This window comes from Stenotrophomonas sp. S4 (assembly GCF_054187805.2).
On record NZ_CM196188.1, the window covers coordinates 4,637,341 to 4,659,114 of the forward strand.

Consider the following 21,774-nt stretch of genomic DNA (forward strand, 5'->3'; position numbering starts at 1 on the left):
CACCTGAAGCGCCGGGCGCAAGGCAGCCAGGCATGGGCTCGGCGCTACAAGGTCAGGCGCTCTTCCTGGGAATGATGGTGATGTGCCCGTTGATCTCCAGCAGGGCCAGCTCGACCTCCTCCACGCCCAGGCATCCCTGCTGGCGCAGGGCGGCGTCGAAATCCGAGCGGGTGACCTGTTCGCGACGCAGCACGGCGTCGAACAGGCGCCCATCGCGTGCGATCACCACCGGTTCTCCCTCCACCAGGCGCTCGACCCTCCGGCTGCGGGTACTGACCCAGCCCACCCCGTAGTTGAGCAGGATCAGGGTCGCGGCCAGCAGCAGGCCGCCGCCCAGCGAGGTGTCGGTGCCCAGCAGCGCGTTCTGCACCGCATTGCCCAGCAGCACCACCAGCAGCACGTCGAACGGGGTGATCTGCCCCAGCGGGCGCTTGCCGCTCAACCGGACCATGCCCAGCACCACGACATACACCACCACCGCGCGCAGGATGAACTCCCACCACGGCATTGCCAGTGCGAACAGATCGGGCATTGCGGGTTCCCCTGCTGGATAGTGGCCCAGCCTAGCACCTGGGGTCAGATCCCTTTGCCCACCGGGCAAAGGGATCTGACCCCATCCGAGAGGTTCCGGCGGCACAAATAAAAAGCCCCGCTGACCAGGGGGAGGTCAACGGGGCCGGGGAACGGGCACTTGGGGAGGAGTCCCCGTTCCGAGATCTGCTCCAGGGGATGGGAGAGATCCACAACAGGCATTGCGCCTGTCGAGAGTTATAGAAGCACTCCGAACACTAACGGTTCGTGAAGGGGCCCCATTTAATGAATTTCAATCGGGGCAACATTCATGGTCGAGTCAGAAACCCCCGACTCATGAACAAATTCACGTCGTTTTCGGCCTGAAATGCCGTCAATGCGCTTCGTCCCAGTTGTTGCCGACGCCGGTATCGACCACCAGCGGCACCCGCAGTTTGGCCGCTTGCGACATGCGCTCCACCACCTGCAAACGCAAGTCTTCAACGAAACTGCTTTCGGTTTCGAAGACCAGTTCATCGTGCACCTGCAGGATCATCCGCGCGGGTGCCCCACTGTCACGCAGCCACTGGTCCACATCCACCATCGCGCGCTTGATAATGTCGGCGGCGGTGCCCTGCATCGGCGCGTTGATCGCCGCACGTTCAGCACCGGCACGCAGGCCCTGGTTGCGGGCGTGGATGTCGTTCAGGTACAGGCGACGGCCGAACAGGGTTTCCACGTAGCCCTGGTCACGGGCCTGCTGGCGCATCCGCTCCATGAAGTCGCGCACGCCCGGGTAGCGACTGAAGTACAGCGCCACGTAGTCCTGCGCCTGGCCACGGTCGATGCCCAGGTTGCGGGCCAGGCCGAAGGCGCTCATGCCGTACATCAGGCCGAAGTTGATGGCCTTGGCGGCACGGCGCTCGTTCGGGGTCACCTCCTCCAGCGTGCGCCCGAACACCTCGGCGGCGGTGGCACGGTGCACGTCGGCGCCCTGCTCGAAGGCACGCACCAGGCCCGGGTCCTCGGACAGGTGGGCCATGATCCGCAGCTCGATCTGCGAATAGTCAGCCGCCAGCAGCTGGAAGCCCTCCGGGGCGATGAACGCGCGGCGGATGCGGCGGCCGTCCTCGGTGCGGATCGGGATGTTCTGCAGGTTCGGGTCCGACGAGGACAGGCGGCCGGTAGCGGCACCGGACTGGTGGTAGCTGGTATGCACCCGGCCGGTGTCCGGGTTGACCATCTCCGGCAGCTTGTCGGTGTAGGTGCTGCGCAGCTTGGCCAGGCCCCGGTAGTCCAGGATCACCCGCGGCAGCTCGTGCTGGTCGGCAATCGCCTCCAGCGCCTCTTCATTGGTGCTGGGCTGGCCCTTCGGGGTCTTCACCACCGCCGGCAGCTTCAGCTCGTCGAACAGCACCGCCTGCAGCTGCTTGGGCGAATCCAGGTTGAAGCTGCGGCCGGCCAGCTCGGTGGCCTTCTGCTGTGCGGCCAGCATGCGCGAGGACAGGTCCTGGCTCTGCCGGCGCAGTTCGTCGGTGTCGATCCGCACGCCGTTGGCTTCGATCGTGGTCAGCACCGGCACCAGCGGCATCTCGATGTCGCGGTACACGCTGTCCAGCGCCGGCTCGGCCAGCAGCTGCGGCTGCAACGCGTGGTGCAGGCGCAGGGTGACGTCGGCGTCCTCGGCCGCATAGCGGCTGGCTTCGTCGATGCCCACCTGCGAGAACGGAATCTGCTTGGCACCCTTGCCGGCCACATCCTCGAACTTGATGGTGCTGTAGCCCAGGTAACGCAGGGCCAGCGAATCCATGTCGTGGCGGGTGGCGGTGGAATTGAGCACGAAGCTCTCGAGCATGGTGTCGTCGTGGTAGCCCTGCACGTCCACGCCGTGGCGGCGCAGCACATGCAGGTCGTACTTGCCATGCTGGCCCAGCTTCTTCTTCGCCGGGTCCTGCAGCACCGGGCGCAGCGCATCCAGCACCTCCTGCATCGGCAGCTGGGCCGGCGCACCCGGGTAATCGTGGCCGACCGGAATGTAGGCGGCCTTGCCCGGCTCGACCGCCAGGCTGACACCGACCAGGCGCGCGCGCATCGCGTCCAGCGCATCGGTTTCGGTATCGAAGCTGATCAGATCGGCCTGCTGCAGGCGCTCGACCCAGGCCTGCAGCTGCGCGCTGGTCAGCACGGTCTCGTATTCACCCGGTGCGGCCAGCGCCGGATCCAGCGTGCCGGCGGCCGGTGCCTCGGCACTGCCACGGGCGAAGCCGGCGGCGGTACCGCGCAGGCTCGGGGTGGCCTCGCTGGCGGCTGCCGGCGCCGGCAGCGGCGCACCCAGTTCCTTCAGCGCCTGGGTGAAGCCGTAGCGCGTATACAGCTCGGTCAGCGCCGGCACGTCCTGCTCGCGCAGGGCCAGCGTGGTCGGGCTGGCGTCCAGCTCCACGTCGGTGCGGATGGTCACCAGCTCGCGGTTCAGCGGCAGGCGCTCCAGCGCGGCGCGCAGGTTCTCGCCGATCTTGCCCTTCATGGTCGGCGCGGCCGCCATCACCCCGTCCAGGTGCTGGTACTCGGCCAGCCACTTGGCAGCGGTCTTCGGCCCGCACTTCTCCACGCCCGGCACGTTGTCGACGGTGTCGCCCATCAGCGCCAGCAGGTCGATGATCTGGTCGGCGCGCACGCCGAACTTCTCCATCACCGCCGCGTCCGAATCCATGCGGCTGCCGGTCATGGTGTTGACCAGCTCGATGCCCGGGCGCACCAGCTGGGCGAAGTCCTTGTCGCCGGTGGAAATGGTCACCTTCAGGTCCTGCGCCACGCCCTGCAGGGCCAGCGTGCCGATCACATCGTCGGCTTCCACGCCGGGGATGCGCAGGATGCTGATGCCCAGCGCCTCGACGATGCGGCACATCGGCTCGACCTGGCTGCGCAGCTCATCGGGCATCGGCGGGCGGTTGGCCTTGTACTGCTCGTACAGGTCGTCACGGAAGGTCTTGCCCGGTGCGTCGACCACGAACGCCACGTAGGCCGGGCGCTCCTTCAGCGTCGAGCGCAGCATGTTGACCACGCCGAACAGCGCGCCGGTGGGTTCACCCTGTGCATTGGACAGGGGCGGCAGCGCGTGGAACGCGCGGTACAGGTAACTGGACCCGTCGATCAGGACTAATCTGCTCATGGGTCGATTCTACGCGCCCGTGCCTGCATCGCGGCGACACGGCCCGTACACCGCGATGGGGCATAATCAGGGCTCTTTCCAGGCAAAGGCCCCCGCCGATGAAGACCCTGATGCTGGCTTCCCTGCTCCTGCTCGCTGGCTGCGCCAGCATGGGTGGCGCGGGCGCTCCCCCGGTGGACGTCAAGGGCGCGGATGTGTCCAAGCGCACCATGGACAACGGTGACACCATCGAGGAATACCGCGTGTCCGGCCAGCTGCGCATGGTCAAGGTGACCCCGTCGCGCGGTGCCCCGTTCTACATGTACGACAAGAACGGCGACGGCCGCATGGACAACGACAAGGACGGCGTGTCGCCGGTGTACTGGAAGCTGTACAGCTGGTGATGTGACCGGGGGGCGGATCCCTTTCCACAGGAAAGGGCTCTGACCCCATCAAGGCGATCGGCACGGCCCATCCACGCATGGCGTGGATCTACCGGGACAACGAACGTGGATCCACGCCACACGTGGATGGCCCCCCGGCCCCAAAAAACAACGCCGGCGCGCATCCTGCGGCCGGCGTCGGGTCCCCTCCCCGGGAACGCTTGAATCAGTGGGTGTGGATCAGCGGATGACCAGCACCGGCAGGGTGCTGCGCGCCAGCACTTCGGCGGTCTGGCTGCCCAGCAGCACACGGGTCACGCCACGGCGGCCGTGCGAGGTCATCACGATCAGGTCGCTGTTGCGCTCCCCTGCTGTCTCGATGATGCCGTCGGCGGCGTAGCGGTCCAGCACATGCACAGGGTTGGCGGTGATGCCCTGCTCGGCCGCCTTGGCCAGCGCCGGCTGCAGCACCTTCTGTGCGCCTTCCTCGCGGTCGGCCTTGTACTCGGGGCTGTTCATGTAGCCCACGCTCCAGCCCATGGCGTCGTACATCCCGACGGCCCACGGCTCGGAAACAGTGACGATATCGACCTCGGCATTGAGGTCCTTGGCCAGCTCCAGGCCCTTGGCCAGGCCCTTGTCGGCCAGCTCGGATCCGTCAGTGGCAATCAGGATGCGCTTGTACATGGTGGGGCTCCGTGGCGGTCTGCCAGATGGGAACAACACCATTGCACACCGGATGTGCAGGGCGCGCCTTGAGCAGGATCAATCCGGCGCCGCGCAATGGCGTGTGCGCATCGTCACGTGGCCGGGGGAAGAGCCCGGCCCGCCCTCTTCTGTAGAGCCGAGCCCATGCTCGGCTTCGGGTGCATGAGCCGAGCGTGGGCTCGGCTCTACAACAACGTCGCTCAGGCGATCTGCACCACGCGTGCGTTCTGGCACAGCGGATAGCTGCCCACGAATTCGGCAATCGCATCACGCATCGCTTCGAACGATTCGCCATACATGTACAGCGCGGTCTCGGTCGGGCCCTGCCACCAGCTGCAGATCTCGCCCAGGCCGTCGATGTTCTCCGACAGCTGCTCGAACACGTGGTTGGAATCGCACTGTTCGTAGACCTCGTCCGGCAGGTTCAGACCGTCCAGGTAGATGCCCAGGCCTTCGGTCACGCCGAAGCTGCGGTCGGCCCCGCCCGCACCCTGCAGCTGCGAACCCTTCGGCGCACCCAGCTGCTCCAGCAGGTCGATCAGCTTCGGCACGCCGGCCGCATCGACCAGCGCCACTTCGATATCACCGTATTCGACCTCACCCAGGTCAGACATCGCGGTACCACCACCAGTCAGCTCGCCCACCTGGGCCGCCTGCAGCAGCGCATCGAGCGGATCCTCGAACAGCTCGTGGCGGTGCTCCGGCTGCAGCCGGGCATTCAACTTCACGGTGACGTGCAGCATGGGGTCGGTCATGGGGGCGTTCCTGGAAGAAGTGCCGCCTATTGTAGAGCCGAGGGTAGCGGCAGGAGCCGCTGCCCTCGGCTCTACAACAGCCTGTCAACGCAGGAACGGCGTGACCTTGCGCTTCAGCAGCTCCACCAGCACCGGGTCCATGTACTCGTAGTCGTCCGGAATATCCAGGCAGATCACCCGCTTGCCGTTCAGCCATGCCTTGTAACGGCTGGACAGCCGGTTGCGGTGGGCGCGCTCCATCACGAATACGATATCGGCCCACTGCAGCAGCTCGGGGCTGAGCACTTCCTCGGCCTCGGCCAGCAGCCCGGCCGAGGCGGTCTCGATGCCTGGCCAATCGGCGAACACCTGCTCGGCGGTGGGGCTGCGCAGGCGGTTCTGGCTGCAGAGGAAGAGCACGTTGCGGGTCATGCCCGCAGCCTAATCGGGGTCGGATCCCTTTTCCAACGGAAAAGGGTTCTGCCCTCCCCAAGTGCCTTCGGACAAGTTGCATGGCCGGAAAACACTCGAAGGGCCATCATGGGCTTTTCCACTGTCCAGATACCCATGATCACCAAGGATGACCTGTTAAGGGAGTTCGGCGAGCTAGGCGAAGCCCATGGCTGTTACTTTGGCAAATACGTAGTTGCGACGTTCACGATTCACTGCTGCCTGCGAAACACCAACGGGCACGATCTGGCGATCACCTCCAAGGACATCGCTGATCCGGAATTCGCCGCGAACGTTCTGTTGAACGCGCCGCATCATCTCTCACACGATGGGCCAACGATCTTTGAAATTCCGTCCAGCGCCTATGGTTTCACCCACGCGTTAGCGGTTCCCGCCACGTATCACGGGCTACTGAACCGCAACGCCAATCGAACCAACCTGTTCCTGTGCCTGCCGATCTTCCGCTGCGAGTTCAGCGGCAATGAGTCGGTGGAGGAGTTCAAGTGGTCCACACATCACATCGTTGACGTCAACAACTGGCATAGGACCAGGCAGCCGAAGATTGGCGTGTACTTCGACAATCCCCGCACTGGCGGCGGAACGGACGGGGACGGCGCAATCGTTAGCCTGGAGACGTTAGTAGCCGAAATCGACAACCTCAACGGCGTGGGCAACGGCTTCATCGAGATCACCAACTACCGCGGCGAGGTGATCGAGGTGCTGTCGCCAGCGGAAGGCCACTATGTGTTGATCCGCAACCGCAAGGATGAAGAAGCGATGGGTCGCGCGCGGCTGGTGGCAGCCGTGGAGACGTTCACCACCAGCTGACGGCCGACCGCGATTGTGGAGCCGAGCCCATGCTCGGCTGCTTGTGCCGTGAAAAGCAGCCGAGCATGGGCTCGGCTCTACAGGTGTCCCGGCGCCCCCTCGACGGTGATCAGATCACCGTCAGGTTGGCGTACGCCATCACCAGCCACTTGCTGCCGGCGTCGGCGAACTCGACCTGCACACGGGCGTGGGCACCGTTGCCTTCGTAGTCGGTCACCATGCCTTCGCCGAACTTGGGATGGGTAACCAGCGCGCCGAGCTTGATCGGCGGTGCCTCGATCGAGGCATGGCCCATCACCCGGCTGGCGCCCATCGAGGCCGGCCGCGAGACCTGCACCTTGGGGCGGACTTCATGCAGCAGCTCGCGCGGGATCTCGCGCAGGAAGCGCGACGGCAGGCTGTAGTTGTCCTGGCCATGGATGCGGCGCGATTCGGCGTAGCTCAGTACCAGTTTCTGGCGCGCGCGGGTGATGCCCACGTAGGCCAGGCGGCGCTCTTCTTCCAGCCGCCCGCTTTCCTCCAGCGAGCGTGCGCTGGGGAACAGGCCTTCTTCCAGGCCGGCCAGGAACACCAGCGGGAACTCCAGGCCCTTGGCCGAGTGCAGGGTCATCAGCTGCACGCCCTCTTCGCCCGCCTGCGCCTGGCCCTCGCCGGCCTCCAGCGCGGCATAGGCCAGGAACGCGACCAGCTCGTCCATGTCCTCGCCCACTTCCTCGATGTCATCGGCGCGGCGCACGAAGCGCGAGGCCACCGAGACCAGTTCGTCGAGGTTGTCAGTGCGCGATTCGGAGTCCAGCGCGTTGCGGCTTTCCTTGCTCCAGTGCTCGCGCAGCTGCGAGCGGGCCAGCACGTGGTCCACGCGCTCGGCCAGGGTCATGTGCAGGGTCTGCGCCTGCAGCTCGTTGACCAGCACCAGGAAGCCGGCCAGCGCATTGCGTGCACGTGCGGCCAGCGCGCTGCCCTGGGTGACCAGCATGGTCGCTTCCCACAGCGAAATGCCCTGCGCGCGCGCCTCGCGGCGCACTTCGTCCAGCGTGCGGTCGCCGATGCCACGCGTCGGCGTGTTGACCGCGCGCTCGAACGCCGCGTCGTCGTTGCGGTTGGACAGCAGGCGCAGGTAGGCCAGCGCGTCCTTGATTTCGGCACGTTCGAAGAAGCGCATGCCGCCGTACACGCGGTACGGCACCTGTTCGCTCAGCAGCGCTTCTTCCAGCGCGCGCGACTGCGCATTGCTGCGGTAGAGCACGGCCACTTCGGTATAGCTGCCACCGTCGCGCACCCACTGGCGCGCGCGCTCGACGATGTAGCGCGCCTCGTCCATCTCGTTGTAGGCGGCGTACAGGTCGATCGGCTCACCGTCGCCGCTGTCGGTCCACAGCTGCTTGCCGATGCGGTCGGGGTTGTGCGCGATCACCGCATTGGCGGCGCCGAGGATGTTGGCGGTGGAGCGGTAGTTCTGTTCTAGGCGGATGGTCTGCGCGCCCGGGAAGTCGCGCAGGAAGCCCTGCACGTTCTCGACCTTGGCACCGCGCCAGCCGTAGATGGCCTGGTCATCGTCGCCGACCACGAACACGTGGCCGGAATCACCGGCCAGCACGCGCACGAAGGCGTACTGGATGGCATTGGTGTCCTGGAACTCGTCCACCAGGATTTCGCGGAAGCGGGCGCGGTAGTGCGCCAGCAGGGCCGGGTTGTCGCGCAGCAGTTCGTGCGCGCGCAGCAGCAGCTCGGCGAAGTCGACCAGGCCGGCGCGGTCGCAGCGTGCCTGGTACTCGATGTAGGCCTGGCGCATGGTTTCCAGCCAGGCGTCGTGCGGCTCGGGCTGGATGTGCTGCGGGCGGCGACCTTCGTCCTTCTGCGCGTTGATCCACCACGCGATCTGCTTGGCCGGGTACTTGCCGTCGTCCAGTTCCAGCGCCTGCACCACGCGCTTGACCAGCCGCAGCTGGTCGTCCGAATCCATCACCTGGAAGCCTTCCGGCAGCTTCGCGTCCTGCCAGTGCAGGCGCAGCAGGCGGTTGGCCAGGCCGTGGAAGGTGCCGATCCACATGCCACGGCTGCCATTGGGCAGCTGTGCGTCGATGCGGTGGCGCATTTCGCCGGCCGCCTTGTTGGTGAAGGTCACCGCGAAAATGCCGTGGGTCGGCACGCCATCGACTTCATGCAGCCAGGCGATGCGGTGGGTGAGTACGCGGGTCTTGCCGGAACCGGCACCGGCCAGCACCAGGTGGTGGCCGGGGGGAGCGGAGACGGCTTCGCGCTGGGCCGGGTTCAGGCCATCAAGCAGGTGGGAGACATCCATGCCCCCATTTTACGGCATCGCCGTCGCGGCTCCTGCGACCACCTGGGTTGCCAGTGCGTGCGCCTGCTGACGCAGTTCAGGCACCGCCAGGCTTTCCCACAGGCTGCCGATGCGCAGGCTGCCGAGTACGCCCAGCCGTGCCTGCGGCTGGCCACCGGCGGCACACAGGCGGTCGCCCGGCACCGTGCTGTCCAGGCCCAGCCCGTGCGGGCCGGGGCGGGCCAGCCCATCGGCCTGCAGTTGCTGCAGCAACGGATTGCGCAGCGCGCTGGCACGGGTTTCCACGCCGGTGGCGTTGATCACCCCGCTGATCGTCCACTGCTGTTCATTGCCCGAGGCATCGCGGCCGGACAGCTGCAGCGCATCGCCGTCGCGCCAGACGCGCTGCAGGCGGGACCGGTGGATACGCAGCTGGCCGCTGTCCTGCAGTGTCTGCAGCTGCGCATCCACCTCTTCGGCGATGCGGTGGCGATGCACGTCCCAATAGCGCACCACATGGCGCAGGAAGCGGCGCTGGTCGGCCTCATCGAGGCTGCACCACAGCGCCTGCCCGTGCGGGCGGATGCGGTCCATCACGCCCTGCCACGGCAGGCCGTCGGCCTGCGCCTGGCGTGCGAACCCGCGCAATGCGTGCAGGCGCTGGCGCAGGTTCATCGGCAGCAGCGTGGCCGGGTCGAACGTGGGCAGGCCGCCATGCGCATGCGGCAACGGCAGCAGGCCATGGCGCGAGATCACGTGCAGCGGGCCGGTGTGGCCAGCGGCGACCAGCGCCAGCACGGTGTCGGCCATGCTCAGGCCGGAGCCGACAATGGCCACGGCCTGCTCACTGGCCAGGGTGCGTACGCCGTCGTAGTCCCAGGCCTCGATCACATCGTCGGCAGGCAGCGCATCGGCACCGGCCACCGGCAGCGGGCGCATGCTGTTGCCGGTAGCCAGCACCGCCTGTGCAGCGTGCAGTGTCTGTCCGTCGCCCAGCTGCAGCCGGTAACCGTGGTCATCCGGCTGCAGGCCCAGCACCGGCTGCGCGATCACCTTCAGCGGCGCCGGGCTGGCTTTGGCGGCGTCCTGCAGGCGCTGTTGCAGGTAGGCCGCAAAGTAGTGGCGGCATACGTAACGCTCGCCCAGCACCTCGCGCGCCTCGCCCGGGTAGGCGTTGGCGGACATCAGGTAGTCGAGGAAATCGCCGGGCTGGTCGGCAAACGCACTCATCTTCGCCGCCGGCACGTTCAGCAGGTGCTCCGGCCACGGCGTGGCATAGGCGATGCCCTGCGCCAGCTGCGAAGCGGGTTCGAAAATGGCCAGCGCCAGCGGCGCCTTGGCCTGGCGCAGTACCTGGATCGCCACCAGCACGCCGGCCGCACCACCACCGATGATTGCCAGGTCCAGTTCGCCATTACGCGGTGAATCAGTCATGTGCCGATTGTAGGCCATCGGCGATGACAGGCCGGATTGCCGGAATGGGCGGCCGGCCTTGCCTCACATCAACGCATCGGCCAAGCGTGCGATGCCTTCGCGGCTGCGCCGCCACGTGGGGCGGCTGCGCCACTGCTGCAGGTCCAGCTGCCGCGCTTCACGCAGGTAGCCGTCCTCGATCGCGCACAGCTGCTGCACCAGCGCGCGGTCGTAGCAGATCAGGCCGATTTCGGCATTCAGCGCGAACGAGCGGATATCCATGTTGATCGAGCCCAGCACGGCGATGTCCTCGTCCACGCTCATGTGCTTGGCGTGCAGGAACTGCGGTTCGTACAGGGCGATGCGCACGCCACAGCGCAGCAGCTCGTCGTAGTACGCCTCCTGCGCCCACGAGGTCAGCCGCTGGTTGTTGCTGGCCGACAGGATCAGCTGCACGTCCACGCCGGACAACGCCGCGATGCGCAGCGCGCTCAGCGTGGCTTCGTCGGGCACGAAGTACGGGGTGACCATCACCAGCCGGCGCCGTGCGAGGTGGATCAGCGCCGCCACCGCATCGCGTGCGTTGCTGTACGGGTAGGCCGGGCCGCTGGGCAGCAGCTGGGTGGCGATGTCGTCGCTGCATTCGGGCACATCGGCGATCACGTCCAGGCGCTGGCCGGTTTCCATGTACCAGTCGCTGGCGAACACCGCTTCCAGATGCGCCACCGCCGGGCCGCGCACGCGCGCCACCAGCTCGCGGTTCGGGTGACCGGGCACGAACTGCGGGCCGGCCAGGTTCTGCGAACCGACGTAGGCCACTTCGTTGTCGATCACCGCGATCTTGCGGTGGTTGCGCAGGTCCATGCGCCCGCTGCGGCGCCAGCGCAGGCCACCGGGCAGCATCGCGCGCACTTCGATGTCGCGCGCTTCCAGGCGCTTGCGATAGGCGCGCAGGCCGCGCTTGGCACCCACCGCGTCGAGCAGCACGCGGCATTGCACGCCACGCGCCGCTGCGCGCTGCAGCGCCTCGACCACCGCCTCGCCCACCGCGTCGTCGAACATCAGGTAGTACAGCAGGTGCACGCGGTCTTCGGCCTGGTCGATGTCGGCGATCAGCGTGTGCAGCGATTCGTCGTAGTCGGTCAGCAGGTCCACCGCGTTGCCGTGCACCGGCATGAAGTCACCCTGGCGCTGCACCAGCGGCACGATCTCGGCGCTGGCGGTGTCCGGTTGCGGAGCCCAGCGCAGGCGATGCTGCAGCGCCTGTTCCTCGCGGATGACCTGCGAGGCCTCGGCCTGGCGGCGGATGCGCTCGCGCGACAGCCACGGGTGGCCGAACAGCAGGTACAGCGGCAGGCCCAGCAGCGGCACGAAGCCGACCAGCAGCAGCCAGCTGCGCGCCGCCCCCGGCGTGGTGCGGGTGGGGATCCAGCACAGCGCGACCAGCCGGATCAGCCAGTCGATCAGCAGCAGGTACGAACCCAGCAACCACTCGAACAGCATCGCGTCGCCCGTCGGGAGGTGATGGGCCATTCTGCCCACCGGCCCTTGTAGAGTCGAGCCGCGCTCGACGGCCTTTCGGTCCGACGGCAGAGCAGCCGTGCGTGGGCTCGGCTCTACAGGACGGCTCAATGCCGCACCGGCACCTCGCACAGCTGCCGCACCGATTCGGCGTGGCGGCGGCCGTTGAGCGCCATGCAGGCGATCGCCTGTGCGGCCCGTTCCAGCTGCGCCTCTGGAAGCGGCGACGGCGCGCCGTTGGCCAGCGCGAGGTGGTGGTCGCACAGCAGCAGCGCCATGCCCTCGATGCCTTGCAGCATGCGCTGCAGGCGCAGCCAGCCCAGTTCCAGGTCCTGCCGGTGTGATGGGGTGTTCATGCAACCTCCTTCAACGGATCTGGCCACCGTGAAGGTGGCGGACGATGCGTGGTTGCAATACCGGGAAGCAATCAATCAGCAAACGAACCGGCGGGCGCAAGGCCCCCTCGCACCGTCCGCCATAGAGGCGGATAGGTCACCAACCGTCGCCGGAGGGATCTCCGGCGACGGCGGGCGAGTCTACTGATTGATTGACTTCACGGGATTGCAAGCCCGACCGCTGCAACCGCAGCGGCTCGCCATCATGGGCACGGTCACGCCCGTCGTTCCAATCGATTTGAACCGCGCGGAGCACCGGAACCGGTAGGAAGAATCACTTATCGCATTCGGCCCTTCACACCAGGCAGGGCGGCATTGGCGACAGCCTGCGCGGGGACTGCCCCAGTGCCGACCAACGGTCGGCACCCACCGCGGCAATGCAGGAAGTGCCCACCACCCGAATGCCAGACATGAAAAAACCCGCCACAAGGGCGGGTTTCTTCGCGGGGACCAGCAATCCTTGCGGATTACTTGATCTTGCCTTCCTTGTACAGGACGTGCTTGCGCACGACCGGATCGTACTTCAGGAATTCCATCTTCCCCGGGGTGTTCTTCTTGTTCTTGTCGGTCGTGTAGAAGTGGCCGGTACCGGCCGAGGAAATCATACGGACCTTATCGCGCTTGCCTGCCATGATGCTTTACTCCTCAGACCTTTTCGCCGCGCGCACGCAGCTCAGCCAGAACGGAATCAATGCCGTTCTTGTCGATGGTGCGCAGTGCATGCGCGGAAACACGAAGCTTGACCCAGCGGTTCTCGCTGGCCACCCAGAAACGGCGCTCGTGCAGATTCGGCAGGAAACGACGACGGGTCTTGTTGTTGGCGTGCGAGACGTTGTTACCCGTCTGCACTCGCTTGCCGGAAACCTGGCATACGCGGGACATTGCGCACCTCGATAGTAGTAGTTGTCAGCCCGTAGCCCGGGAGACGGCGGCCTCGATGGTTGCCCACCACACGTCAAGAGAATCAAAGGGTTACGCTGGCGTTGGGCGGCCGGGGACGTGTTCCCGGGGGCGCCGCCCGGTAGAAAACCGGACACAGCGAGCCGCGCATTATGCACGGGTTCAAGCACTTGCGCAAGTTACCCACAGGCTGGGGCTGAACGCGACGGCCGCCGGTAGTGCCGGGCCAGTTCAACGCAGATGCGGAATCACCTGGGCCAGCAGATGGGCATCCTTCAACGCGCCGTGCAGGCCGCGGTTGCCGGGAATGCGCAGGCGCTGCAGCACATCATCCAGCTTGTTGCCCTGGCCCGGCCAGCGCCCGCGCGCCAGCTTCAGGCTGCAGGTGATGCGGCAATGCTGGGCCAGCGTGCCGGGGATGCCCGCCAGGCGCAGCTCGTTGTCCAGGAAACCCACGTCGAAGGTGGCGTTGTGCGCGACCATTTCGCTGCCGCGCAGGAAGTCCAGCAGTTCGGCGGCCTTGCTTGAAAACAGTGGCTTGCCCACCAGCATCGCATCGCTGATGCCATGCACGCGCTGTGCGCCCCAATCGACCTTGCGCTGCGGCTGCAGGTAGGTGTGGAACTGGCGGCCGGTCAGCTGGCCATCGATCAGTTCGACGGCACCGATTTCGATCACCCGGTGCCCCAGGCGGTGGGAGATGCCGGTGGTTTCGGTATCCAGTGCGACGATGCGGCTCATCAGGGTGTGCGTTCTCCAGTACGTGCAGCCGGATTTTCGCACGCGACCGATGCACTCACCCCAACGCTTCCACCACCCAATCGATGAACACCCGCAGCCGCTGGCTCATGTGCCGGTTCGGCGGAAACATCACATGCATCGGCATCGGCGGCAGCTGCCAGTCCTGCAGCACCGGCAGCAGCTCGCCACGCGCCACGTGCGGATCGGCCATGTAGCTGGGCAGCGCCACCACGCCCAGCCCCGCCAACGCAGCCGCCAGATAGGCATTGCCGTCGTCGAAGCCGACCGTGTAGCGGCCCTGCACTTCGACGCGCTCATCGCCGCGCTGCGCGCTGAACATCCGGGCCCGGCCACTGCGTGGGCTGAGGAAGCCGACCATGTGGTGGTCCGGTCCTTCCAGCGCGCGCGGGTCGGTCGGCAGGCCGAAACGCTGCACATAGCCCGGGCTGGCGTGGAAACCGATCGGCAGCGCGCCGAGCGGCCGCGCCACCAGTGCCGGGTCGGCCGGGGTGCCGCCGCGGATCACGCAGTCGACGTTGTCGGCGATGACATCGACCTCGCGGTCGCTGACGCCGATATCCAGCTGGATCTCCGGGTAGCGCGCCTGGAAATCCGGCAGCGCCGGCACCAGCCGCAAGCGCGCGTACGGCCCGGGCACATCCACGCGCAGGCGTCCGCGCGGCTGGGTGGCCGCGTCGCCCAGCCCGCCCTCCACCTCTTCCAGCTCGGCCAGCAGGCGGGCGATGCGCGGGTAATAGGCCGCGCCATCGGCGGTGACGCTGACCCGGCGCGTGGTGCGGTTGAGCAGGCGCAGCCGCAGGTGCGCCTCCAGCTGCTGCACCAGCTGGGTGGCTGTGGTGCGGCTGATCTGCAGGGTCTGCGCGGCGCGGGTGAAGCTGCCGGTTTCCACCACCCGGGCAAACGCCCGCATCGCCTCGAAACGGTCCATGGCGGGCCATGATTGTTTGGGATCGGCAATCAATCTAGGCCGATCATCGCGGTTTATCCAGACAGCGCTGGCGCGGAGGATGGGCGTTCTCTCCCACGGGATCTTCCCCATGTCACAGCGTGATGTCGTTTTCCCCGCCGGCCGCCAGGCCTTGTACGAGCGCAACCGCTACTCGCCGGCGATCCGGTCCGATGGCTTCCTGTTCGTCTCCGGCCAGGTCGGCAGCCGCGAGGACGGCTCACCCGAGCCGGATTTTGAAACCCAGGTACGCCGCGCCTTCGAGAATCTCAACGCGGTGCTGGCTGCCGCCGGCTGCACCTTCGATGACGTGGTCGACGTGACCGTGTTCCTGGTCGATCCCGAGAAGAACTTCGAGAAGGCGTGGGCGATCGTGCCCGAGTATTGGGGCGAAGCACCGCACCCGACCCTGACCGGAATCGGCGTGACCTGGCTGTATGGGTTCCAGTTCGAGATCAAGGTGATCGCGAAGCTGCCTGCAGAACGGTAGTGCCGGCCGCTGGCCGGCAGCAAGGTGTCGGGGTCAGAGCCCTTTCCGGAGGAAAGGGATCCGACCCCAGCCCGACCCACCTGAACGGGAGGCTCCGACGGATTCCCGAGGTGGCCATTGATATTGTATCCGGCGAAAACCGCTTGCTAGCCTCCCCTCCATGCGCCGGATCTCCCGCCACCTTCGCTCGTACCTGCTGATGCTGCTGATGGCGGCATTCGTGGTCGTGCCGGTGGCCGACGCGCTGGCCTGCACGGTGGAACCGCACGCCAGCACGGTGCACGTGGAGTCCGCACCGGATTCCGATGGCGATGCCGACGGCAAGCACGTCGGTGCCTGTGGCCACAACCACTGCCACCACTCCAATCTGAGCCTGCCGGCCAGCACCCTCGCTGCCTTCGGTGCGCCACTGCCGGCGCGCTGGATGAATGCCGGCGACGCGGCGACCTATGCGGTCGCCCAGGATGAATTGACGCGTCCTCCCCGGGCGTGAGTTGAGCGCGTCCCGCGATTGCGGGCTCCCGTTTCACTCACAACCGGAATCCCCCTATGTCGATCCTGACACCTCGGTCGCCGCGCGCGGCCGGGCTGGTCGTCGCTGTGCTGCTGGGCCTGGCCCCGGCGGCATCGGTGATGGCGCAAGCCGCCCCTTCCTACGACACCCTGCTTGAACGCCTGGACCAGCTGCCCGGCACCCGTGTGGGTACGGCGCTGGCCGAGGCCGCCGACGCGCGCGCCGACCAGGCCCGTGCGTTGCCCAACCCTTCCCTCTCCTACTCCGCCGAGAACGCCTGGGGCACCGGCTCCTATGGCGGCATGGGCAAGGCCGATACCGTGCTCACCCTGTCCCAGCCGCTGGAGGTCTGGGGCCAGCGTGGCGCGCGTGTCCGTGCCGCCCGTGCCGAGGCACAGGCCGCCAACCTGCGTGGTGCCCAAAGCCGCAGCGACGTGGCCAGCCAGCTGGCGGTGGTCTACGCACAGGCGGAAAGTGCACTGCGCCGCTACGCCCTGGCCGAAGAAGCGCTGACCCTCACCCGCGATGACGCCAATGCGGTCAACGCGATGGTCAAGCAGGGCCGCGAACCGCAGCTGCGCGCGGTGCAGGCGCAGAGCGAAGTGGCCAATGCCAGCGCTGCGCTGGATGAGGCGCAGGCATTCCGCGACGCCGCACTGGCCCGCCTGGCCGGTGCCGCGCTGCTGGATGCGCCGGTGCAGTCGATCGACAACAGCCTGCTCGACCGTGCCCCGCCGCTGCCGCGTGGCGCCACCGACGTGGCGCTGGCGGTGCGCATCGCTGAAGCCGAAGCCGATGCGGCCGGCAAGCTGGTCGAGGTGGAGCGCAAGCGCGCCCTGCCCGATCTGAGCGTCACCGCCGCGCAGACCCGTTTCCGCGAAGGCGGCGAGCGTGCCTACAACCTCGGGGTCAGCCTCAGCATCCCGCTGTTCGACCGCAACCGCGGTGGCATCCGCGCCGCCAATGCCGACCGGCGCGCGGCCGAGGCACGCCTGGACCAGCAGCGCCGCGACAGCGAGGCCGAACGCCTGTCTGCCGTGGCCGGGCTGAAGGCGGCCGGCAGCCGTACCCGCGCCGCCGATGAAAGCGTGGTCGCCGCCGAAGAGGCGTATCGCCTCGCACGCGTCGGCTTCGACGCCGGACGCATCTCGCAGCTGGAACTGCGCAGCACGCGCAGCGCCCTCATCGCCGCCCGCGGCACCGCCGTGGATGCGCGCCTGTCGCGCGTCGGCGCCGAAATCGATCTTGCCCGCCTTGAAGGGCGCGCACCTTTTGTGGAGGCCAAATGACTCTCTCCCGTACTTTCCCGCTGATCGGCGGCGTGCTGCTGACCGTTCTGCTTGCCGGCTGCGCCGGCAATGCGCAGACGCCTGCCAATGAAGACCCGGCTGCGGCCAAGGCCGGCACCGACGATGGCCACGGCCATGCCGCCGACAGCAAGGAGGCCAAGGCGGAAACCGCCAAGGCCCCCGCCGACGCCGATGAAGGCGTGGTGGAGCTGACCCCGGAACAGATCAAGGCGTCCGGTATCGAGGTGGTCGCCATCGGCCGCGGTGGCGGTGGCTCCACGCGCCTGTCCGGCCGCGTCGAGCCGTCGGTGGGCGCACGCGCGTCGGTGGCGTCCACGGTGACCGGCCGCGTCGAGCGCGTGCTGGTCGCGCCGGGCACGGCAGTGAAGCAGAACCAGGCGCTGGCCATCTTGGTCAGCGGTGAGGCCGCGGTGTTCCGCGCCAATGCGCTGGCCGCCTCGGCCGAAGCCGAAGCCGCGCGCCTGGCCTATGGTCGCGACAAGGCGCTGGTCGACCAGGGCGTGGTCGCGCGCCAGGAACTGGAGGCCTCGCGCGCCCGCTCGTTGGCGGCACAGGCCCAGGCCGCTGCCGCGCAGGCCCAGGCTGCTGCCAACGGTGCGCCCGATGCCAGTGGCCGCGTGCGCATCACCAGTCCGGTGGCCGGCATCGTCGGCAACGTGCAGGTCACCCCGGGCGGGGTGGTCGCCGCCGGCAGCGCGGTGGCCGATGTCGCCGATCCGGCGATGAACGAACTGGTGTTCACCGCGCCGCCCGCGCTGGCCGCACAGGTCACGCCCGGCATGAAGCTGGAAGTGAGCGTGCCGGGTGGCAGCTTCACCGCCACCGTCACCGGTTCGGCCGCCGATGTGCGCCAGCAGGGCGGCGTCGCGGTGATCCGCGCCACGCCAGTGGACGCTTCGCTGCCGCCGGCCGGTTCGCCGGTTTCGGCGGTGGTGGTCACCGAGGGCCAGGACGGTTCGCTCAGCGTGCCCGCCGATGCGGTGCAGAACGTCGATGGCAGCAGTGCGGTGTTCGTCGCCGTCGACGGCGGCTTCAAGGCGCAGCCGGTGCTGGCCGGGCGCCGTGCCGGCGACCGCATCGAGATCCTCGGTGGACTGACCGGCAACGAGCGCATCGTCGGTGCCAACGCCTTCCTGCTCAAGGCCGAACTGGCCAAGGGCGAAGCCGAGCACGGCCACTGAGGAGGCGACCATGTTCAAGCTGATCATTGAAACAGCGGTGCGCCACCGCTGGCTGGTGGTGTTCATGGCGGCGCTGATCGCTGCCGTGGGCCTGTTCCAGCTGGGCAAGCTGCCGATCGACGCGGTGCCGGACATCACCAACCGCCAGGTGCAGATCAACACGGTGGCACCAGCGCTGACGCCCGAACAGATCGAGCGGCAGGTGACCTACCCGCTGGAAACCGCGCTGGCCGGCATTCCCGGCCTGACCACCACGCGTTCGCTGTCGCGCAATGGCTTCTCGCAGGTCACCGCGATCTTCACTGATGCGACCGACATCTACTTCGCCCGCCAGCAGGTGGCCGAACGCATGCGCGAGGCATCCGAAGACCTGCCCGATGGCGCGTCGCCGATGCTGTCGCCGGTCACCACCGGCCTCGGTGAAGTGCTGATGTGGACCGTGGACTTCACCACGTTCGATCCGGCCAGGCTGGCCAAGCCCGGTGAAGCGGGCTGGCAGGCCGGCGAGGTCTACCGCACGCCGGAAGGCAACCTGCTGCGCACGCCAGAAGAACGTGCCACCTACCTGCGCACCGTGCAGGACTGGATCATCGCGCCGCAGATGCGTTCCAGCCCGGGGCTGGCCGGCGTCGATACGGTCGGCGGCTACGTCAAGGAATACGGCGTGCATCCGGACAGCGCCCGGCTGGCCGCGCACGGCCTCGGCCTGGCCGATCTGGTCACTGCCCTGCAGCGTTCCAACGTGCAGGCCGGTGCCGGTTTCGTGCAGCGTGCCGGCGAAGGCCTGGTGGTGCGTGCCGATGGCCTGGCACTGACCACCGAGGATCTGGCACAGGCCCCGGTAGCCACCCGCAATGGCGTGGTGGTGCGCGTGGCCGATGTGGCCGAGGTCGAGCTGAGCCGCGCGCCGCGCCTGGGTGCGGCCAGCCGCAACGGCCACGAAGCCGTGCTGGGCACCGCGCTGATGATCGCCGGCGGCAACAGCCGCACCGTGGCCCAGGCCGCAGCCGCGCGCCTGGAGCAGGTGAACAAATCGCTGCCGGCCGACATCGTGGCGGCACCGGTGCTGGACCGCAGCGTGCTGGTCAATTCCACCATCAAGACCGTGGCCAAGAACCTCACCGAGGGCGCGCTGCTGGTGGTGGTGGTGCTGTTCCTGCTGCTGGGCAACCTGCGTGCGGCAACGATCACCGCGCTGGTGATTCCGCTGTCGTTCCTGTTCGCGGTGATCGGCATGAACCGCTTCGGCATCAGCGGCAACCTGATGAGCCTGGGTGCCCTGGACTTCGGCATCCTGGTGGACGGTGCGGTGATCGTGGTCGAGTCGACGCTGCTGATGCTGGGTCAGCGCCGCGCCGAACTCGGCCGTGCGTTGACCGCGATGGAACGCCTGCGCGTGGCCGCCGATTCGGCCATGAAGATGGCGCGCCCTGCGGCCTTCGGCCAGTTGATCATCCTGCTGGTGTTCGCGCCGATCCTTACTCTGGAAGGCGTGGAGGGCAAAACGTTCCACCCGATGGCAGCCACCTTCATGCTGGCCCTGGTCGGTGCCTTCATCTTCTCCTTCACCTTCGTGCCGGCGATGGCCGCGCTGCTGGTGCGCGAGCCGAAGGTCAAGGACGGCGATGCGCATACCGATGATGGCGAGCACGAGACGAAGCTGATCCGCGTGCTGCGTGCGCGCATCGAGCCGGTGGTGCGCAAGGCCGTGACCCATCCGCGCACGGTGCTGGCCGGTGCGGTGATGATGGTGGTGGTGGGCATCGGCTCGTTCTCGCTGCTGGGCCGCGAGTTCATGCCGACGCTGGACGAAGGCAACGTGGCGATGCAGGCCCTGCGCGTGCCATCGACCTCACTTGAGCAGTCGCTGGCGATGCAGCTGGCACTGGAAAAGGCAATCGCCAAGCAGCCGGAAGTGGAGACCGTGTTCTCGCGCACCGGTACCGCCGAGGCGGCCATCGACCCGATGCCGACCAACATCTCCGACAGCGTGATCGTGCTGAAGCCACGCAAGGACTGGCCGGATCCGAAGCTGGGCAAGGACGCGCTGGTGGCACGCTTCGAAACGCTGGCCGGGCAGCAGCTGGGCAACAGCTTCGAGTTCAGCCAGCCGATCGAGCTGCGCTTCAACGAGCTGATTTCCGGCGTGCGTACCGACCTGGCGGTGATGATCTTCGGCGATGATTTCAGCCAGTTGCAGAAGGTGGCCGACCAGGTGGCGCTGAAGCTGCGCGCGGTGGAGGGCGCGGCCGATGTGCGGGTGGAGCAGATCTCCGGCCTGCCGACGCTCAACGTGGCCATCGACCACGTTGCAGCGGCACAGTATGGGCTGACCGCCGCGGACGTGAGCGATGCACTGTCCACTGGTATCGGTGGCACCGCGGCGGGCAAGATCTTCGAAGGCGACCGCCGTTTCAACGTGGTGGTGCGCCTGGACGATGCCTCGCGCAACGATCCGGACCAACTGGCCTCACTGCCGATCGCCACGCCGTCGGGGCTGGTGATTCCGCTGTCGTCGGTCGCGCGCATCACGGTCAGCGAAGGGCCGAACCAGATCAGCCGCAACAACGGCAGCCGCCGCGTGGTGGTGCAGGCCAACGTGCGTGGCCGCGACCTGGGCGGTTTCGTGGGCGAAGCGCAGGCTGCAGTGGCCGACGTGGCGCTGCCGCCGGGTGCGTACCTGACCTGGGGTGGCCAGTTCGAGAACCTGCAGCGCGCCGAGAAGCGGCTGGCAACGGTGGTGCCGGTGGTGTTCCTGCTGATCGGCAGCCTGCTGTTCATGGCCCTGCGCAGCGGCAAGGAAGCCATTCTGGTGTTCAGCTGCGTGCCGCTGGCACTGGTCGGCGGCATCCTCGCGCTGCTGCTGCGTGGCATGCCGTTCTCGGTGTCGGCGGCGGTCGGCTTCATCGCCGTCTCCGGCGTGGCGACCTTGAATGGCCTGGTGCTGATGCAGGCGATCCGCGAACGTCTGGACGCCGGCGACCTGCCGCTGCAGGCGGCGATCAACGGTGCCTCAAGTCGCATCCGCGCGGTGCTGACCACGGCACTGGTGGCGATCGTCGGCTTCATTCCGATGGCAATCGCCAGCGGTTCCGGTGCCGAGGTGCAGAAGCCGCTGGCGACGGTGGTGATCGGTGGCCTGATCACCGCCACCGTGCTGACCCTGCTGGTGCTGCCGACCTTCGCGGCACGGGTGGCCAAGCCAAGGGCGGTGGGGTGAGGTGATGCCGGGGTCGGAGCCCTTTCCGTGGGAAAGGGATCCGACCCCATGACCGGGTCGGATTGCCGGCCAGCGCCCGG

20 protein-coding genes are annotated in these 21,774 nt (G+C 67.6%); 7 read left to right on the plus strand and 13 right to left on the minus strand.

From position 1 onward, the window contains the following. Positions 1 to 52: 52 nt before the first annotated feature. Positions 53 to 532, minus strand: a complete 480-nt coding sequence (locus ACUZUJ_RS21615) for a DUF421 domain-containing protein (RefSeq protein ID WP_049446968.1) — start codon at positions 530 to 532, stop codon at positions 53 to 55. A 372-nt stretch (positions 533 to 904) separates the two neighbouring features. After that, a complete protein-coding gene (gene polA / locus ACUZUJ_RS21620) occupies positions 905 to 3,679 on the minus strand; it encodes a DNA polymerase I (protein ID WP_458220330.1) in 2,775 nt (924 codons plus the stop codon). A 98-nt stretch (positions 3,680 to 3,777) separates the two neighbouring features. On the opposite strand from polA, the gene ACUZUJ_RS21625 reads away from it, so the two are divergent. After that, a complete protein-coding gene (locus ACUZUJ_RS21625; RefSeq protein ID WP_014038952.1) occupies positions 3,778 to 4,062 on the plus strand; it encodes a DUF2782 domain-containing protein in 285 nt (94 codons plus the stop codon). 219 nt (positions 4,063 to 4,281) lie between these two features. On the opposite strand, the gene ACUZUJ_RS21630 is transcribed toward ACUZUJ_RS21625, so the two are convergent. The 3 genes from ACUZUJ_RS21630 to ACUZUJ_RS21640 all read right to left on the minus strand — a co-directional run bounded on the left by ACUZUJ_RS21630 (position 4,282) and on the right by ACUZUJ_RS21640 (position 5,915). Continuing rightward, entirely contained in the window at positions 4,282 to 4,728 is a 447-nt protein-coding gene (locus tag ACUZUJ_RS21630) for a universal stress protein (protein ID WP_005411629.1), read from the minus strand. A gap of 221 nt (positions 4,729 to 4,949) precedes the next feature. Beyond that, positions 4,950 to 5,504 (minus strand): hypothetical protein, encoded by a 555-nt coding sequence (locus tag ACUZUJ_RS21635; protein WP_458220331.1) that lies wholly within the window; start codon positions 5,502 to 5,504, stop codon positions 4,950 to 4,952. An 84-nt stretch (positions 5,505 to 5,588) separates the two neighbouring features. After that, the gene (locus ACUZUJ_RS21640) at positions 5,589 to 5,915 is read right to left on the minus strand and encodes a low molecular weight protein tyrosine phosphatase family protein (RefSeq protein ID WP_049471152.1); all 327 of its coding nucleotides are present in this window, start codon (positions 5,913 to 5,915) and stop codon (positions 5,589 to 5,591) included. A gap of 135 nt (positions 5,916 to 6,050) precedes the next feature. Here ACUZUJ_RS21640 and ACUZUJ_RS21645 point away from each other — a divergent pair, with 135 nt between their 5' ends. Beyond that, positions 6,051 to 6,761, plus strand: coding sequence for a hypothetical protein (locus ACUZUJ_RS21645; RefSeq protein WP_235434964.1), 711 nt, complete (start codon positions 6,051 to 6,053; stop codon positions 6,759 to 6,761). Positions 6,762 to 6,870: 109 nt separating this feature from the next. On the opposite strand, the gene uvrD is transcribed toward ACUZUJ_RS21645, so the two are convergent. The 8 genes from uvrD to ACUZUJ_RS21685 form a co-directional block, all read right to left on the minus strand. Beyond that, positions 6,871 to 9,063, minus strand: a complete 2,193-nt coding sequence (gene uvrD, locus ACUZUJ_RS21650; RefSeq protein WP_049446958.1) for a DNA helicase II — start codon at positions 9,061 to 9,063, stop codon at positions 6,871 to 6,873. A 9-nt stretch (positions 9,064 to 9,072) separates the two neighbouring features. Then, positions 9,073 to 10,494 (minus strand): FAD/NAD(P)-binding protein, encoded by a 1,422-nt coding sequence (locus tag ACUZUJ_RS21655; RefSeq protein ID WP_458220332.1) that lies wholly within the window; start codon positions 10,492 to 10,494, stop codon positions 9,073 to 9,075. 45 nt (positions 10,495 to 10,539) lie between these two features. Then, positions 10,540 to 11,958, minus strand: coding sequence for a cardiolipin synthase (cls, locus tag ACUZUJ_RS21660; RefSeq protein ID WP_458220344.1), 1,419 nt, complete (start codon positions 11,956 to 11,958; stop codon positions 10,540 to 10,542). A 125-nt stretch (positions 11,959 to 12,083) separates the two neighbouring features. Next, entirely contained in the window at positions 12,084 to 12,332 is a 249-nt protein-coding gene (locus ACUZUJ_RS21665) for a hypothetical protein (RefSeq protein WP_014038959.1), read from the minus strand. Positions 12,333 to 12,838: 506 nt separating this feature from the next. Beyond that, positions 12,839 to 13,006, minus strand: a complete 168-nt coding sequence (rpmG, locus tag ACUZUJ_RS21670; RefSeq protein WP_169411268.1) for a 50S ribosomal protein L33 — start codon at positions 13,004 to 13,006, stop codon at positions 12,839 to 12,841. A 10-nt stretch (positions 13,007 to 13,016) separates the two neighbouring features. After that, entirely contained in the window at positions 13,017 to 13,253 is a 237-nt protein-coding gene (gene rpmB, locus ACUZUJ_RS21675; RefSeq protein WP_005411638.1) for a 50S ribosomal protein L28, read from the minus strand. A gap of 249 nt (positions 13,254 to 13,502) precedes the next feature. Next, entirely contained in the window at positions 13,503 to 14,012 is a 510-nt protein-coding gene (gene dnaQ / locus ACUZUJ_RS21680) for a DNA polymerase III subunit epsilon (RefSeq protein ID WP_006402525.1), read from the minus strand. A gap of 55 nt (positions 14,013 to 14,067) precedes the next feature. Continuing rightward, positions 14,068 to 14,961 carry a LysR family transcriptional regulator gene (locus tag ACUZUJ_RS21685; RefSeq protein ID WP_119006944.1) on the minus strand — a complete coding sequence of 298 codons (894 nt, stop codon included), beginning with the start codon at positions 14,959 to 14,961 and terminating at the stop codon, positions 14,068 to 14,070. A 109-nt stretch (positions 14,962 to 15,070) separates the two neighbouring features. Here ACUZUJ_RS21685 and ACUZUJ_RS21690 point away from each other — a divergent pair, with 109 nt between their 5' ends. The 5 genes from ACUZUJ_RS21690 to ACUZUJ_RS21710 all read left to right on the plus strand — a co-directional run bounded on the left by ACUZUJ_RS21690 (position 15,071) and on the right by ACUZUJ_RS21710 (position 21,694). After that, on the plus strand, positions 15,071 to 15,469 hold the full coding sequence (locus tag ACUZUJ_RS21690; RefSeq protein WP_101766320.1) for a RidA family protein: 399 nt from the start codon (positions 15,071 to 15,073) through the stop codon (positions 15,467 to 15,469). Between the two features lie 160 nt (positions 15,470 to 15,629). Next, positions 15,630 to 15,962 carry a hypothetical protein gene (locus ACUZUJ_RS21695; protein WP_049446947.1) on the plus strand — a complete coding sequence of 111 codons (333 nt, stop codon included), beginning with the start codon at positions 15,630 to 15,632 and terminating at the stop codon, positions 15,960 to 15,962. A 56-nt stretch (positions 15,963 to 16,018) separates the two neighbouring features. Then, the gene (locus ACUZUJ_RS21700) at positions 16,019 to 17,272 is read left to right on the plus strand and encodes a TolC family protein (RefSeq protein ID WP_458220333.1); all 1,254 of its coding nucleotides are present in this window, start codon (positions 16,019 to 16,021) and stop codon (positions 17,270 to 17,272) included. Beyond that, positions 17,269 to 18,474 (plus strand): efflux RND transporter periplasmic adaptor subunit, encoded by a 1,206-nt coding sequence (locus ACUZUJ_RS21705; RefSeq protein ID WP_458220334.1) that lies wholly within the window; start codon positions 17,269 to 17,271, stop codon positions 18,472 to 18,474. Before ACUZUJ_RS21700 ends, ACUZUJ_RS21705 begins: the two co-directional genes overlap by 4 nt. 10 nt (positions 18,475 to 18,484) lie before the next feature. Next, a complete protein-coding gene (locus tag ACUZUJ_RS21710; RefSeq protein WP_049446941.1) occupies positions 18,485 to 21,694 on the plus strand; it encodes an efflux RND transporter permease subunit in 3,210 nt (1,069 codons plus the stop codon). The last annotated feature ends 80 nt before the right edge of the window (positions 21,695 to 21,774 follow it).

Bases quoted from the DNA above. Each gene is read 5' to 3' on its own strand.
- ACUZUJ_RS21630 (WP_005411629.1), bottom strand. From the start codon at position 4,728: ATGTACAAGCGCATCCTGATTGCCACTGACGGATCCGAGCTGGCCGAC.
- cls (WP_458220344.1), bottom strand. From the start codon at position 11,958: ATGCTGTTCGAGTGGTTGCTGGGTTCGTACCTGCTGCTGATCGACTGG.
- ACUZUJ_RS21690 (WP_101766320.1), top strand. From the start codon at position 15,071: ATGTCACAGCGTGATGTCGTTTTCCCCGCCGGCCGCCAGGCCTTGTAC.
- polA (WP_458220330.1), bottom strand. From the start codon at position 3,679: ATGAGCAGATTAGTCCTGATCGACGGGTCCAGTTACCTGTACCGCGCG.
- ACUZUJ_RS21705 (WP_458220334.1), top strand. From the start codon at position 17,269: ATGACTCTCTCCCGTACTTTCCCGCTGATCGGCGGCGTGCTGCTGACC.
- ACUZUJ_RS21640 (WP_049471152.1), bottom strand. From the start codon at position 5,915: ATGACCCGCAACGTGCTCTTCCTCTGCAGCCAGAACCGCCTGCGCAGC.
- ACUZUJ_RS21695 (WP_049446947.1), top strand. From the start codon at position 15,630: ATGCGCCGGATCTCCCGCCACCTTCGCTCGTACCTGCTGATGCTGCTG.
- ACUZUJ_RS21645 (WP_235434964.1), top strand. From the start codon at position 6,051: ATGATCACCAAGGATGACCTGTTAAGGGAGTTCGGCGAGCTAGGCGAA.
- uvrD (WP_049446958.1), bottom strand. From the start codon at position 9,063: ATGGATGTCTCCCACCTGCTTGATGGCCTGAACCCGGCCCAGCGCGAA.
- ACUZUJ_RS21635 (WP_458220331.1), bottom strand. From the start codon at position 5,504: ATGACCGACCCCATGCTGCACGTCACCGTGAAGTTGAATGCCCGGCTG.
- dnaQ (WP_006402525.1), bottom strand. From the start codon at position 14,012: ATGAGCCGCATCGTCGCACTGGATACCGAAACCACCGGCATCTCCCAC.
- ACUZUJ_RS21655 (WP_458220332.1), bottom strand. From the start codon at position 10,494: ATGGCCTACAATCGGCACATGACTGATTCACCGCGTAATGGCGAACTG.
- ACUZUJ_RS21685 (WP_119006944.1), bottom strand. From the start codon at position 14,961: ATGGACCGTTTCGAGGCGATGCGGGCGTTTGCCCGGGTGGTGGAAACC.
- ACUZUJ_RS21700 (WP_458220333.1), top strand. From the start codon at position 16,019: ATGTCGATCCTGACACCTCGGTCGCCGCGCGCGGCCGGGCTGGTCGTC.
- ACUZUJ_RS21710 (WP_049446941.1), top strand. From the start codon at position 18,485: ATGTTCAAGCTGATCATTGAAACAGCGGTGCGCCACCGCTGGCTGGTG.
- rpmB (WP_005411638.1), bottom strand. From the start codon at position 13,253: ATGTCCCGCGTATGCCAGGTTTCCGGCAAGCGAGTGCAGACGGGTAAC.
- ACUZUJ_RS21615 (WP_049446968.1), bottom strand. From the start codon at position 532: ATGCCCGATCTGTTCGCACTGGCAATGCCGTGGTGGGAGTTCATCCTG.
- ACUZUJ_RS21625 (WP_014038952.1), top strand. From the start codon at position 3,778: ATGAAGACCCTGATGCTGGCTTCCCTGCTCCTGCTCGCTGGCTGCGCC.
- ACUZUJ_RS21665 (WP_014038959.1), bottom strand. From the start codon at position 12,332: ATGAACACCCCATCACACCGGCAGGACCTGGAACTGGGCTGGCTGCGC.